This is a genomic window from Haloarcula sp. 1CSR25-25, from assembly GCF_032027985.1.
Lineage (GTDB): Archaea > Halobacteriota > Halobacteria > Halobacteriales > Haloarculaceae > Haloarcula.
Genome location: NZ_JAHYBW010000010.1, coordinates 146872 through 163135, shown reverse-complemented (window position 1 = coordinate 163135; position 16264 = coordinate 146872). Strand labels below are relative to the sequence as shown.

General features: G+C 52.8%; 15 protein-coding genes and 1 pseudogene. 6 read left to right on the top strand and 10 right to left on the bottom strand.

Translation table 11 applies throughout. The annotated features are described in order from the left end of the window. Positions 1-95, top strand: a pseudogene (locus KZ498_RS21790) (IS5/IS1182 family transposase); the annotation flags it as partial. 206 nt (positions 96-301) lie between these two features. Here the strand turns inward: KZ498_RS21790 and KZ498_RS21785 are convergent. The 4 genes from KZ498_RS21785 to KZ498_RS21770 all read right to left on the bottom strand — a co-directional run bounded on the left by KZ498_RS21785 (position 302) and on the right by KZ498_RS21770 (position 4260). After that, on the bottom strand, positions 302-1972 hold the full coding sequence (locus KZ498_RS21785) for a DUF4157 domain-containing protein (protein ID WP_312621573.1): 1671 nt from the start codon (positions 1970-1972) through the stop codon (positions 302-304). A gap of 296 nt (positions 1973-2268) precedes the next feature. Beyond that, on the bottom strand, positions 2269-2628 hold the full coding sequence (locus KZ498_RS21780) for a hypothetical protein (protein ID WP_312621572.1): 360 nt from the start codon (positions 2626-2628) through the stop codon (positions 2269-2271). A gap of 991 nt (positions 2629-3619) precedes the next feature. Continuing rightward, complete coding sequence (locus KZ498_RS21775) at positions 3620-4018, bottom strand: PIN domain-containing protein (protein WP_312621571.1); 399 nt, start codon at positions 4016-4018, stop codon at positions 3620-3622. After that, positions 4015-4260: an antitoxin VapB family protein gene (locus KZ498_RS21770; RefSeq protein ID WP_312621570.1), complete on the bottom strand. Its 246-nt coding sequence runs from the start codon at positions 4258-4260 to the stop codon at positions 4015-4017. Before KZ498_RS21770 ends, KZ498_RS21775 begins: the two co-directional genes overlap by 4 nt. Positions 4261-4674: 414 nt before the next feature. Here KZ498_RS21770 and KZ498_RS24785 point away from each other — a divergent pair, with 414 nt between their 5' ends. The 4 genes from KZ498_RS24785 (at position 4675) to KZ498_RS21750 (ending at position 9758) form a co-directional block, all read left to right on the top strand. Next, positions 4675-6180 carry a transposase gene (locus KZ498_RS24785; protein ID WP_396276170.1) on the top strand — a complete coding sequence of 502 codons (1506 nt, stop codon included), beginning with the start codon at positions 4675-4677 and terminating at the stop codon, positions 6178-6180. A gap of 519 nt (positions 6181-6699) precedes the next feature. Next, on the top strand, positions 6700-7764 hold the full coding sequence (locus KZ498_RS21760) for a methyltransferase (protein WP_312621568.1): 1065 nt from the start codon (positions 6700-6702) through the stop codon (positions 7762-7764). A 219-nt stretch (positions 7765-7983) separates the two neighbouring features. Continuing rightward, positions 7984-8979: a hypothetical protein gene (locus KZ498_RS21755; RefSeq protein ID WP_312621566.1), complete on the top strand. Its 996-nt coding sequence runs from the start codon at positions 7984-7986 to the stop codon at positions 8977-8979. Between the two features lie 236 nt (positions 8980-9215). Beyond that, positions 9216-9758: a cupin domain-containing protein gene (locus tag KZ498_RS21750; protein WP_312621564.1), complete on the top strand. Its 543-nt coding sequence runs from the start codon at positions 9216-9218 to the stop codon at positions 9756-9758. Positions 9759-10398: 640 nt separating this feature from the next. Here the strand turns inward: KZ498_RS21750 and KZ498_RS21745 are convergent. The 3 genes from KZ498_RS21745 to KZ498_RS21735 all read right to left on the bottom strand — a co-directional run bounded on the left by KZ498_RS21745 (position 10399) and on the right by KZ498_RS21735 (position 14285). Next, positions 10399-11772, bottom strand: a complete 1374-nt coding sequence (locus tag KZ498_RS21745) for a hypothetical protein (RefSeq protein WP_312621562.1) — start codon at positions 11770-11772, stop codon at positions 10399-10401. A 493-nt stretch (positions 11773-12265) separates the two neighbouring features. Beyond that, a complete protein-coding gene (locus KZ498_RS21740) occupies positions 12266-13207 on the bottom strand; it encodes a hypothetical protein (protein ID WP_312621560.1) in 942 nt (313 codons plus the stop codon). 727 nt (positions 13208-13934) lie between these two features. Further along, entirely contained in the window at positions 13935-14285 is a 351-nt protein-coding gene (locus KZ498_RS21735; protein ID WP_312621559.1) for a hypothetical protein, read from the bottom strand. 166 nt (positions 14286-14451) lie between these two features. On the opposite strand from KZ498_RS21735, the gene KZ498_RS21730 reads away from it, so the two are divergent. Continuing rightward, positions 14452-14574 (top strand): hypothetical protein, encoded by a 123-nt coding sequence (locus KZ498_RS21730; RefSeq protein WP_312621557.1) that lies wholly within the window; start codon positions 14452-14454, stop codon positions 14572-14574. A 148-nt stretch (positions 14575-14722) separates the two neighbouring features. Here KZ498_RS21730 and KZ498_RS21725 read toward each other — a convergent pair whose 3' ends face one another. From KZ498_RS21725 to KZ498_RS21715, 3 genes are all read right to left on the bottom strand, one after another. After that, the gene (locus tag KZ498_RS21725) at positions 14723-15568 is read right to left on the bottom strand and encodes a transcriptional regulator (protein ID WP_312621555.1); all 846 of its coding nucleotides are present in this window, start codon (positions 15566-15568) and stop codon (positions 14723-14725) included. Between the two features lie 73 nt (positions 15569-15641). After that, positions 15642-15839 (bottom strand): hypothetical protein, encoded by a 198-nt coding sequence (locus tag KZ498_RS21720; protein ID WP_312621553.1) that lies wholly within the window; start codon positions 15837-15839, stop codon positions 15642-15644. Further along, positions 15839-16165 carry a cupin domain-containing protein gene (locus KZ498_RS21715; RefSeq protein WP_312621551.1) on the bottom strand — a complete coding sequence of 109 codons (327 nt, stop codon included), beginning with the start codon at positions 16163-16165 and terminating at the stop codon, positions 15839-15841. The genes KZ498_RS21720 and KZ498_RS21715 overlap by 1 nt, the downstream gene beginning before the upstream one ends. Positions 16166-16264: the final 99 nt, after the last annotated feature.

Here is a 16264-nt window from a genome sequence, read left to right as displayed (position 1 = left end):
GCGACGCCGTGCGTGCGCGATCTTGGTACGGTGAATTTCGTGAACTCGTCTTGATGTGTGCGGTTCACAATATCAAGCAATCGCTAAAACAGTGAAATCAAGCTACGTCTGGCGATTCACCACGGCCAATTTGATAGAGTTCAGAGAAGCCTGATGTTCTCAACTTACAAGTACAGGAAAAACATGATAGCCGATAGAATAGCTAGAGTGACCATCAAAATAGTAAAACGAGGGAACATTACACCGAACCGGCCTTGTTGAAACCCTCAATCGGTGATAGTTTCAACAGTCCTGTTGGTACCTATGGGTTATACACTCCACCGGCCCTATAATTTTCCACCGCGCTGTATACGAAGTCCCGGAGCAGCTGGTCCTGGTCTGGTGGAATTTTCGCCTCACCCGTTTCGAACAACACGGTGTGTGGCTTTTCTTCAATATTTTCTGAGGTGAAATAATTTTTCTCGTCGCTGATGACATCAGCAAGGTACGTGTTCGGGGGGTCCCCTTTCAACCACATCACCCCGGTTTTTACGGAGCCAAGATTAATACCCGCACCGCCTACGGCGAATCCACCCACATCGATTCCGAGGACATCCCCTCCGGGAAGATCCAATATAACCATGGATGACCATTCCCATCCGCCAAGCAAAGCGTTGAATCCATGAGCTTCTATAAGGAAAGTTTTGTAGTCGAAGTCGTTGAAATTCGCCGGTTGTTTCGTCGAGAAATTTTCGTAACCTCCCGTAGAAAACGTCGGAACGGGAACGCTAGCGCCAGCTCCTACAACACCATAAGTGCCCGTGCCCTCTACCTTCTGATTGGTTTTTCGATTTTTCAGCCTGAACCTGAAGCCACCCCCGCCCGCGAACGCTTCCACCTCCATTCCCGTCCCTATCTTGATTGCCCAGTCCCGCGTCGCGCCACTAACCCGTTGCTTCTCTTGAATTTTCGCGGTTTGAATAGTATCAATAGCATCATAGAGGGTGATGGTGAGGTCAACGCGACGCAAGGAAGCAGCGTTCGCCCTACGCGCATCTTTACCCGCCTCTTGAAGAGTCTGCTGCGACCCTACCGCGCTGGATTCGACATCAATCGGTGCGGGGGGGTTGAAAAGGTCAGTGTCGAAACTTGTCTGTTGTGAATATCCGAAAACCACTTCATGATTGGGGAGAGCATCACGGAACAGCTGTTCCACCCGGTTGAGAACCGCTTTCTCTCTCTTCTGTGAGAGTTCTAGATTGAGTTTATCGGCCTGAGGACCGGAACTGGCGCTTCTCCAGCGTGGACTAGCATGGCCAGTTACGGTGACCCCCACATATGTCTGACGCTGTCGGTCGGATGTACGCACATCCAATCTTTTTTTGGCATTTCCTGGCGATGTCTGATTCGGGCGCGGTTGTCTAGCGAGGTACTGGCCAGAATGTGATATCGAGAAGGGGTGCTCCTCTGATTTGCCTCCCTCCTGTTGTATGACGTGCGTGAGCTCGTGTGCGATCAGTCGTTGACCCTCGTACGTCTCGGGTGTGAACCGTGCCGGGTTGAACACGATATCAGGACCCACGGTGTAAGCATGAGCGTTCACGTCACGCGTCGACTTCGCCGCTGCTGCGCCGTCATGCACGCGCACGTCCGAAAAGTCGTAGTCGAAGCGCTGCTCCATGTCTCGCCTGAGCGTCGGTTTCAGCGGCCTGCCGGCACTGGCAAGGGTCTGGTCTACGCTGGCTGGCGCCGTATCCGCCTGCCTATTCGACTGTCCTGCGAAGCGCTGGAGACCTGACGGTAGGCCGCTACCGGTGCGGTCAGCCGGCGCTGCCATCACCTGATCGGCAATCCGGTCCGCTTCCTGTTCGTAGATGTCTCCTCGCTTGTTCACCTTCAGTTGCGTTTGTAAACCTGGCCCCTCCTTCTCTCCGCACTGCTCGCACTCACCACCAGCCGCTGTGTGAGTGCCGCAGGCACAGGGACGCTGCATGACAGAGTCCGAAATCCGTGTTACCTGGTCGGCCGCGCGGTCGGCCTCTTGTTCGTAGCGGTCCCCGGAACTAGTGACCCTTTGCTTCTCCTGGGTCTCACTGGAGCGGAGCAGGCGCTGGACAGCCTGATTCCCATGACTCCGCTGTAGGTGGACGGCTGGATGGTCCGTCGAAGTGGGACCGAGATTTTCGTGTTCTCGTTCATCTGAATCCGGCGTACGACCCCGCCTCTTCGCATAAGAGTGCTCTACATTGCCTGTGCTCGATTCTTTCTTTTTTTTCGCTCGCTTCCCTCTCATTGCTCATCCTCATTTGCGACGAGCATTTCTAACAGCGGCCGAATTGCCTCGACACTCGGTCCTTTTGATACCGGGTTTCCGACCCGGTTCCAGTCGATGAATCCATCGCGCACTTGTTTCGGAAAGTGGCCGTCCTTCATTTCGAGGGGGCGCTCGGGCTCCTCGTCACCTGATTCTTCCGCATCAGTACCAACCAGATCATAGTGGTACTGATCGTGACCTAGCAGGCCACGGATCAATCTCCAGCGTTTAACGTGAGCAAGGGCGCCACACAGTCCGTTGGAGGACCGTTCCCTTGGAGCACTCTCCATGCCATGTGAATCCCTCTCAAGCGGATAAATTACGATGCTTTTCACTAGAATATGATTTTAAGAGGAAACGAGTGACAGCCGAGAGAGCTTGCCGACTACGGATAAGAACACTTGGAAGAGAATGACCAAACCATTCTCTTATCTTGCAGAGCGGTACTATCAGCAGTTGAGGGTTTCAACAGAGCCACCGAACCCAAGTAACGCCGTTGGCACACCGATCACAAGCCCAACACCAGTCAGAGATAGCAATCCACCTCCAACGATGAGTATTGCTCCCGCAATTAACCTAGCTCCTGACCCACTCTCCTGAGGATGGTTAGTATCTCGTTGTCTCTTTTCGCGTTTATTGGAATTTGCCGACGGTTTATCTGTTCCACATTGGTGGGCATTCCGACTGATATGGTCTTCACAATAAAATCCATCACAATATTCACAATGTAGACTCTTGCGTGCTTGAAATTCATTTCCACACGTGACACAGTCTACCATACAGTAGATACATTGCTAGGAAATAAAGTAATTTTGACCATCTGAAAATTAACTGTGAACGATTCTATGACACGCTACCGGCGAGTAAGTTCAGAAACTCTTCCTCGGCTGGATCGTCCATCCGCTTTCGACGGTGGGCGAGTTGTACGCTCCGCTCGTCGACACTCTCTCCCTCTTGCACGCTGTTTCTGACAGAAATTGATGAGGTCCGACAAGGCTGTGCAAGATGGTTGTGTACCGACTTGTCCAATAAGTCGTCATCCGGTCAGTACAGTCTGTGAAAGGCAAGGAACCGACCCAATGGGGGGCCGCACTTCGATTGGGTTGTCAGAGGCTACCTCACCCACATGGATCTGCTCCGCGGCAGTAAAAGAATCCCATGTGTTACCCAGATAGTCACAATTCTCCGATTAAAACGAGGTCGTAGTCACCACGCAGATCTACCGTGTGAACAGACCATCGTTCTTTTTCTGAAACGAAGAGTAACGAATTATTACATATACCGCGGTGTTTGTGCACCTTCTCTGAAAACTACAGAGACGAGTCATCAGCGATACTCTTCAACGTCGATGACTCGTTTCGTCTCCTCATGAGTGAGGTCACCGTCGGTCGAGACCACTATCGCATCAAGTTCTCGCCCGACTGCAGCAACGAGCGCGTCGACGCCGTCAAGATATGGTCCCTGTGATCCAATCTCGTCGGCGATTCGCCCCGCTTCGACCGATAGATCTCCATTGATTTCATAGATTTTCCCCCACGACAGCGCTTCAATCGCCTCTTCAATATCGCCCGATGGGAGGTTTCCGACACCGACGAGTGCTTCAGCATGAGCGGGAGCAGGCATTACCCACAGCTCTTCCTCACCACCGTTCGATTTGTAGTACGTTTCTGTGGCGGGATGACCGCTCAGGTAGTCGATGAGAAAGTTTGCATCAAGAACCCTCATGTGCCCTCGTCTAACCGTTGCATCCGCTCTTTCCGCTGCTTTTTCGAGCTCTCGTGCTTGTCTCGAATCCAGTCGGCGTCCTCATCTGAGAGTATTCCGAACCCGTCGTAGAAGTCAGCATCTTCATTCTCGTTGAGGACGCGTTCGAGTACGTCGTTGAACGATTCGCCCTCACGCCGACGGCGATCAAGCTGTCGCTTCACTCGATCACTTACTCGTATCTGCTCATCTGCGGTTGCCATTGTTACGTCAACGTTGGCGTTGACGTTGGTTAATCCTTGTGGGGGTTGAATCGGTGTGTAACGACTTGTTCGATTAATCACTAACTTCTCGATTACGGTGAATTCCTTGACTTCTCTCGGTTATCGAGAAATTGATCGCACCACGTCGGAATGGAATCCATCGGTCCATTTTCAGTCATTTCGATCCGATCTCCTCGAACGCTTGTGTCATCGGGCACACCGAAAAATGGTCCTCGTCGGCGGTTTCGGACTCGTGGGAATTTGATGGCATCAGCGAACACCTGTGTGTGAACGGCTACCACACACAGCCACAAAAAATAATCAGCCGTCAACATGGAGAGGCGTCAGATATTCTGAGCTGACGACTACGGCACTCGCCACACCTTTTTCGCCCAATACGTGGTAACGTGTTACATGGATAAGTCAGAGTCACATATACCCGAATCTCCCCTTGAGTTAGCGGCCGGAGCCGCTGAACCCCACGTAACCGAGGCGTTCAAACTGTTGAGCGACGAGATTCGATTGGCAATCCTGCTGGCACTGTGGGAAGTCTACGATCCTCACGCCGATACCAACGCCATCTCCTTTTCACAACTGTTCGACCGCGTCGGCGTGCGTGACAGCGGGAATTTCAGCTACCATCTCGACAGGCTGGTCGGCCACTACGTCGAGGAGACCGACGACGGCTACCGACTCCGGAACTCCGGGCTCAAAATCGTCCGGGCAGTTATCGCGGGATCGGGTCTCGAAACGCGCCGTCTTTCGCCAACCGAGATTCCTCGGTCCTGCTACCACTGTGGTGCGCCAGTGGAACTCAGTTACGAGGACGAGCGACTCTATCAGCTCTGTACCGAGTGCGAAGGGAATCTTGGCCCTGAGTCTACCGAACAGACACCCGAGGGAACGCTCATCGTGTACGACGATTTCAACCCCGCCGGCTTGTTTCACCGGACGCCGGAGGAGGTTTTTGTGGCAGGAACGATCGAGTATCTTCAAGCCGTCAAGTTACTCATCAGGGGCGTCTGTCCGGAATGTTCCGGACCGATCGAGGAATCGCTGGAGATCTGTGACTCCCACGACGCTGCAGACGGGGGACTCTGCCCCAATTGCGGCACGTCGATACGTGGCGGCTGGAATGAAGCCAGGGTCAGTTACGTGTGCTCAGTCTGCAAGCACAGCGCGTCCTATCCGGCGTGGGTGGCTATCTTCGACCATCCCGCAGTCGTCGCCTTCTACCACGAGCACGGATTCGATATGACCTATGGTCTTGACGACCCCGAGGTCTGTGGTCGGTTGTTTGAACGCCTCAACAAGGAACAGACGGTCGTATCCAGAGATCCTGTTCGGATTCGCGTGACAGCCACGTACGATGGAGCAGCACTCTCCTTGACCCTCGATGGGAATCTTACTGTCGTGGATTTCAGCCGCGACGCCGACGAGTCTGGTCGAGGCTCAACGGAGGACGCGAGTGAGCGGGTTGTGAGCAGTTCCTCCAGTGAGGTCTCCTGTACAGATAGACCGGAGAGTGGTGGTTCGGTCAGTCTTCCAGACACTGATGACTGCCTACAGTTGCTCCGACGCTCTCGTTGGCCGGATGGAACTCGATGTCCGAACTGCGAGAGTATGAATACGATCAAGAAAGGCACGACGAATAAGGGTGCACAACGGTACAATTGCCATACCTGCGATCGCAAATTCAACGACCTGACAGGGACGCTCTTCGCCGACCACCAACTTTCCATAGCGGAAATGGTCCATATCATCCGAGAGGTGAACACAACAGAGATCACGCGAATTGCGCGACAGCTCGATCGTTCCTACAAAGCCGTCCTGGAATTCGCTCATGAGGTCCGAGACAGTGGTAACACGCGTTCCAAATCCACTGCCGTGACAGCCGTATCTCGGTCGAACTCGGACTGACGATTGGTCCCCAACACAACGGACGTGATTGGATATCCGAAAGAGTGCTCCGGGGTCACTGCAATCAGTCTCCACCTGTTCTATCACCCGGTCACAAACGAAGCCAGGTTCGCGATCAATTTTCTCGGACGGCAAACCGAGTTTACCCGACCAGACAGAGCCAGGATACGATGCCTGATTCGAATCTCGTCCGAGTCCAAGTCTTGGTTTTTACATATGACTTCGTAGAGACTTCGAACCCCATCCCCCGCGTCATCAGAATCGCGCCGTAACCAGCAACGCACCTGTGTCGCCAAGACACGGCGAACAAGGTGGATCAGACAGACAGTATGCTTACTGAAATTTCATACAGATTATACTTTTGGTCCGCCCAATAGTATCAGAAGGTGAGTCGTGAGGGCACGATGCCGGCTGCCAATGCCCGCTGAACGACCTCGTGGACGACCAGTGGCACAGAGTATCACGTAGAACGTGACGCGGAAGCACAACCGACGTCGGCCGACTACACGGTGAGTAATCATGGCAGAAACCACACCAGATGATAGAGAACACACACCCGAAGAAACCGAACCGAGTCCGGAACACATCATGCAGGTTGCGACCGGATTTTGGGGGACGAAAGTTTTGGGTGCAGCCGTCGACCTAGAACTCTTCACCGTCCTCGCAGACGGAGGGCTTCGAGCCTCCGAGATCGAACGGGAACTCGGCTTGCACCCCCGGGCGACCAGAGATTTCCTCGACACGCTCGCGTCGCTCGGGTTCCTCGAACGTGACGACGGGGACAATCCCCGGTATCGGAACACGCCGGAGACTGCGGCATTTCTGAACAAAGCCGATCCACGCTACATCGGTGGCGCGATCAACATCTTCAACCAGCAAACCTACGACGTGTGGGGAGGGCTCGAAGATAGCTTGCAGACCGGCGAGCCGCAAGGTGTTATCGACGAGACGGGCGAGCCATTGTGGGAGGAGATGTATGATGATCCCATGGAACTGGAGGCGTTCGCTGAAGGGATGGCCGGTCTGTCGAAGGGGAACTTCGTTGCGTTCGCCGAGCAGTTCGATTTCTCGGGCTACGACTCGATGACGGACGTTGGAGGTGCGCTCGGCGACCTGTCTCGGATCGTGGTCCAACGCGAACCTCGCCTTTCGATCACCACGACGGACCTGCCGGAGGTAACTGAATTGGCCCGCGAGCGCATCCGGGCCGATGGCCTTGAGGATCAGATCGATGCAGTCAGCAGCGACTATAATGAGGACACCATCCCCGATGCTGATCTCGTAACAGCGAGTCTGATACTCCATCAGGAGAATCTGGAGACGAAGAAGACGCTCATGGAGAAGTTCTACGACGCCGTCAATCCTGGAGGAACCTTCGTCGCCATCGACCACATCATCGACGACGAACGCCGGGAGAATACTATGGGCCTGATGATGTCGCTGAACATGCTCGTATACTACGGTGATGCCTTCGACTACACTGGCGAGCAGTTCATGACATGGGCGGAGGAGGCGGGCTTCGAGGACGTCCAGATTCAACATTTGAACGGGCCGGCGAGCATGGGCATCGCATACAAACGTTGAATTTCCACGACTCGGTGGTGGATGAGGTAATCAAATCGGTCATTGATATCAATACGAACCCTCTCACGGCATCCTACACATCACCGGTACGCTGTTCGTCCATACAGACTGATCCGTTGTCGAGGTTCTAGTAAATACGTACGGATATCTTGTAATTGGATCACCCTGCGGAACACTCCTGGAGGTACGTTTATTCGTTCTGTCACGCTATTAGTTACCATGGATCAAACCCGGTTCACTCCCGATCTGAACCTGGATGGACTCTCGCCAAATGAGGCCTTTGCCATTCTAGGAAATGAAATCCGGTTAGATATCATCCGGGTTCTCTGGCGTGCAGACGCTGCTCACGAATACGATGACGGTTCTGATACTGCTACAACGATGTCGTATTCCGAATTGCAAAATGAGATTGATATCGACGATAATGGGAAATTCAACTACCACCTCTCACAACTCGCCCCTCATTTCATCCGCCGCACTGACGATGGATACCGCTTGAGCGGTGCGGGCAAACAAATTGCCAGAACGGTAATAGCTGTTTCCGGAACAGACCGACTCGACTTCTCTACGGAGATCGAAGACGATTGTCCGTTATGTGGAGCACATGTAGAGGCTACCTATGAGGATCAGTGGCTTCGGATCAGGTGTACTGAGTGCGACGGATTGTTCGGAGACCAGGCACCGACGGGGACGCTCTTCCTCACGAGTTATCCGGCCGCTGGAATGACGACCCGCAACCCTGACCAAGCACTCGCAACTGGCCTCTACCGGTGTGCGCTGGATATTACCTATATGATGTACGGTATCTGTCGGGAGTGTGCGGGCCACATCTCCTCGTCAGTAACGGTCTGTGATGGTCACGAAAGTCAGGGGGGCCAGCCCTGCGCCACCTGCGGGACGCCGTTCCCGGTGTGGGCAGACATGCGGTGTGATATTTGCGGGTTCGCCAAGCGGTTGCCGGTCGAAATGTTTGTCACCGGTCTGGCCATGGCGACAGGATTGATAGACAATCAAGAACTGGATATCCATTCTCCCTCCTTCGAGGAGGCCGTCAGCTTGCTTCAAAGCCGTGTGGAGACCACTGTTTCGAAGGGTCCGCTTCGTGCCTCGATTACTATCGAGGGCGAGACGAGTACGTTCACTATCACGCTGGACGACGACATGAACATCCTCGATCTCGACCGAAGGCTTCGATCTGAAACCGCTACCTCGTAACCCGTATTTGCCTCGGTTCGATAAGAGAAATATTATTCTCCTAACACATAAGTCCACTCTCGCATCTAGTATCGTCTGCCAGTAGCGGAGCAAGACCCCGAACGACGTGGCGTCCGTCTCGTGGAAGAACCGAAAAGAAATATCGAGACCTCGGTTGGATGCCACAGGAGGCAGCCAATGACACCACCAAACAACACGAACCCGCACATCGACCGTTTCAGGTTGGGGGCGACAGCATGACGGCCACAGAGCAAAGCAGGCAGGATCGTATTCTTGATTGGGGAGATTTCCCTGGACGGTGGGAAATCACAAGATCGACTGAGGAGACGGACGGCGAGCTGTTGGAAATGCGATTTGAGATTGAATCCGTCCCCGAGGACGGCCCGTTTGTCCACACTCACCCAAACGCCGAGGAGAGCTACGAAGTGCTCTCGGGTGTTCTGGAAGTGTACGAGGACGGAGAGTGGATGGACGTGCCCGCAGGCGAGAAACACACCGTTCCTCCAGGGACGCCGCATACGTTCAGGAACAAGACGCCCGTCGAGCTCATCAATATCCACGAGCCCGCGCTCCAGCACGAGGAGTTCTTCCGCAGGTTTCATCAGCTCGTATCGGAGCGAGGAGTGACATTGCCTCCAGGGGGCTTCAGTGATATCGTGTTGATAGCGATGCTAACGACAGAACATGAAGAGGATATCCGCGCAGTAAGCCCACCGCAATGGGTTTTTCAAATCCTGGCTGGCATCGGCCGCGTACTAAGATACGACATACCGGACTAATCGGCGACGGTGAGTTACGGGACGGGAATCCGTACGCAACTCCGAATCTCACCTGTGCTCTCCGCCTCACATTCTACCGGTGTCAGCCTTTGATGGTTTCGAAACTACTAGCGGTGTCTGAGACATTATTGTGACCGACTATCCGCGAACCCTTGGACGGAACGGGGATGAAGCGGATTCTTTGAAACAGCGTACCGGAATCCCGGCGAATCCATCATTCAACGAATTTCGAGCGCTACTATACTGAGTGTCAAAAGTAATCGGATATTCTGTCCGAGATCCCCGGATTGTGGGCGTCTGAGACCACCAGTCTGCCGAAGTTCCTCCATGGAAACTTCTGGCTTTTAGTATAGTAATCCGTTAGTGTGGTCACCGCGCAGCTGGAGAGGGACTTCTCGGGAAACGGCGTTCCACATTCAGAAACTACTAGTAGCGGTAAATCTGCCAAGAACCAGCAGACGGCAGCTGATTCCCGAATTGACCACCTCAATCTCTGAAATGACTTTGTGGCCTACTGGAGAGGGTACGAATCATGCACAGATTCACTCCCCACTCAGATAATCAGAATGCTCAGTACAGGTGGCTCATTTATCGCTTTTGAGCACCCCTCTGTCAGAATCTGACTACAAAATATTGGAAACTAGAATATGTCCAGTTTTACCTTCTTGAACTCGTTCCCGTCGAATACCATCTGATAAAACTCGACAGGCAAGGAATCGTCTCCCTGATTCATTTCGGAGAGGATTCGAATTATTTCAAAACGATCCTCAAGCTTGGTACGTAGACCAAATACAACTCCTTCAAGTTGAGACATATCATATGTAACCTTTCGATGGGACCCATCTGAACCCGACAGATCGGGTAGCACCATGCGGACTTCTTGTTCATGTTCCCATTGGCCTAGCTTCCTCGTTGACATACTGCCGAAATGTTCCCATAGCTCTTCTCGCCAAGCATCCGGGTCTTCAAAGACTTCATCTATCATTTGACTGGTGTTTCCATCCGGCGTTGAATGCCATGCTGACTCAAGCTTGGGGAGGGGGAGCGTGCCTATAAACCGAAAGAAGTCCACTTCTGGCGGTGGAGATCCATAGTCAACCTCATGCAGTGATGCTGTAATATCCCCAAATATAGGTCCCGAACTTCCCTGACCAGTTCTACCATTGACGGTCATCTCGCCCCATGAATCGTCAGTTTGGCGGTCTGCGCGGAACATTAAGGCGGCTCCTTTGTGTTCGTCTGCATACGTAGCCCACATCGGAGGACTTGCGCATTCCGTTGCGAAACACAATGTGTGCCAATTCGTGTGAATTAGTGAGTTGGTTATTTCTCTAATGTACCGGCGGGGGAACGAATTGTGTAAGAGGTGATGTTTTTTATGACGTAGTTCAAGTTGTTCCACCCCCGATTGCACCGCTTGCCGAAGGTGCGTGTGCGATTTGAGAGGGCCAAATTGCGATGAAACTGATTCTAACAGTTCTTCGTTCCCGTTATCCATCATGGTAGAAAGAGCTTCCAACGTTTCCTCAACAGATTCAGAGTCTAGAGAATTAGTAAAATTGGGGAAATCAGCAAAGGCCCTCATCTCCTCCAAGACAGACTCAAGTGCCGAGGGGTGGATATACGACAAGATTTGTTGGAGATTGTTCCTCTTCAGAGGCTTTGGCAGGGAAGATAGGCTTGAGGAGATTCTTCCAAATCCTTTTTCCTCAAAAAATGACAGACAAATGGCATCGAATTGTTGGCAATATTCATCGCTGGAAAGGTCGTCTCGGGTGAGTTTGGGTTCTATGGCATATTCATATAGATCTTCGTCATTGTCAGCAAGCGAGCAGATAGTGACTGCTCGATGCAGATTTAATAAATAATGTCGGAGCAGGTTCTCCCACAGGACCTCATCCCCTTCCCAAAACACGTCTTGATACCCCTCAAGTGGGTCGTTAAAGTATCGCGGTGAGGAAAGAACAAGTTCCTGCTCCTCAAGCTCGTTGTATTCGTGGAGCAAATTGTCCATTGAGCGGAATCGATAGATAACGGTCATATGAACCCATCCTTGCATGGCGATAAACGCTTTATGATGGAACAGCTAACAATGGCGAGAAATATACCTCAAGAAGTAGGATTCAATGGATACGCATGCTTGACTGAGCGGATAGTCCAGCGCAGTAGTAGTGAAATAAAAGCGGCCAGCAGGAGAGCAAATCCCTATTTTGTACGTTCTACTAGTAGGTCTTCGATGTGGGAGTCGCACAACTGAACAGGGACTACGCCGGGAACGGCATTCCACATTCGAGAACTACTAGTAGCGGCTAGGGGGTCGGGAACCGGTAGCCTGGACCGGACTGGTCCTTCGAAGTTCCAGATGCAATATGTTACCAGGTGAATCTGCTAAATACACAGCGCGTATCGTGCACGAATCCAGTCGAATCTGAAGTAAGCCAATTCTGCTCTCAACGGAAGCCCTTGGAGAACAGGTGTTTATATCAATTCTATAGGGAGACTTTCGGCTACTCTGAAGATACATCGGACGCCGGATCATCAATGATATCCGTGAATGCTTCGTCAGGAATATCTTCGCTCTGAAGTAGTATTTGTGCCATATCGGTCGCACGCTTCCGCCGGGGATCCGAATCGTCAATCTCGCTGAGATCCTCACCACTACTGTGCGCCCAATACGTGAGTGCTTCAATTAGAATTAATTTATCCTGAAATGGGAGATCCTGTAAATCCTTGAAATCAAGCGCGTCAGCGTTATCTTCTCTCCAAGCATTTTGCAATGCGACCATCCCTAAATATTGAGAAATCAATCGTTGTTGCGATTCATCTAAATCTTCGATGTTGCGTTTGTGCTGCAACTGTTCCCTGATATTAGAATCGTAGTCAGATGCCGCCTTTCCAACCATTTCAGCGACAACCCCCACAGGGAGATCTTCGGCCGTTGTGTTGAAATATTGCTCTGCTATTTGATGGAATAGATCCGGGTTCTCGTTGTATATCGAATCTAGTTCGTGTGTTACAGAGGTGGGTAAAAGAGATTCGATAGACCGTATGTGATTTTTAGATTCTAGCATTGTAGGACTCATGTCAGGTATCGGCTCCCTTTCCCTCAGATTTGCAATAAGATCGTCAATCGAATGGTTTTGTTCAAAATCATTTAATGAAGCATCATTTCCAAATTCCTCACGTATCACTTTCCGTGTCGCTCTTTTGGATACTTCTTCTATCTCATCGGCGGGATAGACACGTGTCCCTTCGGTGGGACTCTCATGGAATTGATGAACTACCGCAATAAGTGTACCAAGGCCAGCGATCAGGAAAAACACTGTCTCCGGGGCGTACCGTGTACGATATCCAGCAGCAATGGACACTAATAGAGAAATCACCAATACCACAGCTATTTTGACCGCGAGACGTTGACGGTCTTCTTTAATGAAAGGAATGCTAATCACCTATCATCGTTAGGTCGTGATGCTCCCTCCCAATGTTTATTACTTGTCCAGCAATTTCCTTCTCCTACGCAGGGAATCGCATTTTGAATACTATGCGTACTACATTCTCTACGTCTTGCACGCCGTTTCTGACAGAAACTCGTAAGTATCGGCCGGATCGCCGATGATGAACTACTAGCAGTTCTCAGTTATGGTGACCGCACAATTCGAGAGGGACTTCTCCGGAAACGGCGTTCATCAGTGTCTTCTTCCCGACTACGTGGCAAATCTTTCCGATGCAATTTCTGGCTCAGAGTTGTAGTCCATTCCATCCGAAACGAAAGATCAGACAATCGCACTCCCGCGACATCAACCCCGCTCAATCGGCCATTGATTTACTACCCACCTCCCATCGGCCATCAGTGAAGGCACGAAGGCAAGGGCCCGCAACCATAGTATGGATGAACTCCAGACCAGACTCACAATCTCGAACCCACCAAAAAAGCGGAAACGGATGGTAGAGATACTGAGTACCGGGAAACTGTGAGCTCACAATCGTGCAAACTATGGATGGGGCCTGCCGGATTTGAGTCAAATGATGTCCGAAACAGCATCGTTCTCAGGATCGTGGAACAGAACGTGCCAAGGTGATTTTGATCGTGATTATCGACGGATGCTCAACCGAGTTGTCTAATGATTGGTACAGATGATATATTTGTAACCCATTTAATCAAAAATCAGATTTAGGTTAAAATGATAACATGTACTTTACGATAGGTTGTATGCTAAACAGTATTGTTAGTTCCGGTGTCGCAAACGACTGGACGGTTGCGACGAATCGTCCTTCGACCGCGTGTATACTCCCGGTGATGTTCACGCCGATGAACCAGGAGAGCTGGACGCCTGCCTCCCAGATGAGACTGTTCGCAACGAGCACGATACCGAGAATCAGTGCTGTCGGGGCGACGTGACGAGCATTCTTCCGAGCGTCTCTGAGCGTGCTTCGAACGTCTTGAATGGGTGCCAGAGTGTACAGGCCGATTACGTGTAGGATAGCGACGACCACGACCACTTGCAGAATGACCTGGAGTAACGTCATGTTATCCCTCCAAAGAGCGAATCGTTCTCATACCGATAGCCAGCCTCGCGGAACGCATCTCGGGCCCGTTCGACAGTAACCTCGCCATCGGTCCCAAGGAACCCCGTGACGGGATTCCCGTCGCTCCATTGAAGCTCCGCAGGATACCACTCTGTATCCCAGAGTGGTGCGTGAAGATCTCAACGAGGAGTTCGGGTCCCTAACCATCGACCCGAAGCTGACTGTCGATATCGAGTCCCACGAGACGGATCAGGACTCCACCCAGAGGAGGAGTGAATTCGACGACTGAGGTGAAGAGACGAGAACCGCTCAGGCGGCGTAGCCCGGGGCGAGCCGTTCCAACCGCTCTCATGTCCATGGTTGAATCTCGCCGCTCTACAAACCGTCTAAATACTGCTGACAAATGGATGGAAAACAGGCCTAACTGCAGGTAGTATCTACTGTGGTTCGACACGGAGCGGCTTCTCCGCTGAGTCCAAACCAGCGCTATCTAACTCCTGGGCTTCGAAGGGGCGGGCCTCCGTCCGGCACTGCTCGTAGACCGACTCTGCCCATTCGCGGGCCTCGGCGGAGGTCGTATCGATCACGGCTTCGAGCTGGGCCGTATCGGGATCGTGACCACAGATGCCGATGCAGTCATCCATGATATTGAGTCCACACTGGGTGTCGTCCGGGAGGTCGTCGTGGAGAAAGACAGTGCAGTTATCACACGCGAACGCTCGGGCGGTCAGCTCGGGATTCCAGTCGACGATCGCCTGGAGTACCGCAGGCGAGTAGAGGTACTCCATCTCCATCCCATCAATCACACGTCGGCAAAACACGTCGAGATTCCCCGACTTGTAGATCGTCGTTCCGAGCCCGCGAATGGAATCAGTCGATTCGAGGAGGTGAGTCACCCGCTCGACGGGCGTGTACGGATAGTTCGGTCCCGGATACGCGACGACGGCGTCCTCGAAGTGTTCGACGGCAAACCCTTCCATCTCCCGGGGTAGCCAGTGCCAGACTTCGCGGAGCGTGTCGGCCGTTCGCATCCCCTCGCGTAATTCGAAGAAGCGCTCAGTCACGAATTCACCCAACGGTGAAAGTTCGTAGTACGGCCCGTCGCGCACGATCCAGGATCGGTTCTCGAAGTCGCGAATGACCCGTCCGATTGTGGGGTCAGAGGCCCCCGTGACAGCGCGCAGGTCGCGCCGGTCGTGTCCGCTTTCCGAGAGCGCCCGCAGTGTCGCGACGCGGTGCTCTGACCGTGCCAGAAACTCGATTTCCTGAATCGCGGAACCCATGCTAGGAATCCACACACCCAGTATATAATCCTTCGTTCGAGCCGAACCCATCGGGGCGCCGAGATGTCCGATCTCAGCAGTAGTACACCCAGAATTTGTGCCCCGCCGGACAGTGGACGACGCTGTGCTCGCCGAAGGCGGCCACATATGGACTTACCGTGGGGTCGATCTCTCGATCCGGCACCGAAACCTCCACCGATCGCTCACAGCGCGGGCACACGACCTCCGCCACCAGATCCGGATCCGGTGACACTACGGTGGATTCTTCCATCATGCACTCTCGCTCAGTTTTGTCTGCACGTGGTCGAGGACTGAAGCGTGCTCGTCCTGTGGACTGAACATGACGATATCGGAATCGTCGTTCGCCCGGACCGTGTGCCCCGGCGGCCAGTACAAGAGTTCACCGGTTTCGGTGACCTCTTCGCGCCCATCCGAGTAGATGGCAGTTAGCGATCCCTCCAGAACGTATCCCCAGTGCGGACACTGACAGAGGTCCTCCTCAAGTCCCTCTAGGAGTGGTGTGAGATCCGTCCCGGCACCGAACGTGAAGTATTCGCCACTGAGCTCTCCGTAACCGCTCGTGTCACCGAAGTCCATCTGTTGACGGGCGACGGCGTCTGGAGTGTCGACTTTGACCGGTACGTCTCGTTTATTTTGCTTCATTTCGTTCACCTTCTACTAAGAGGCAACTCTAGA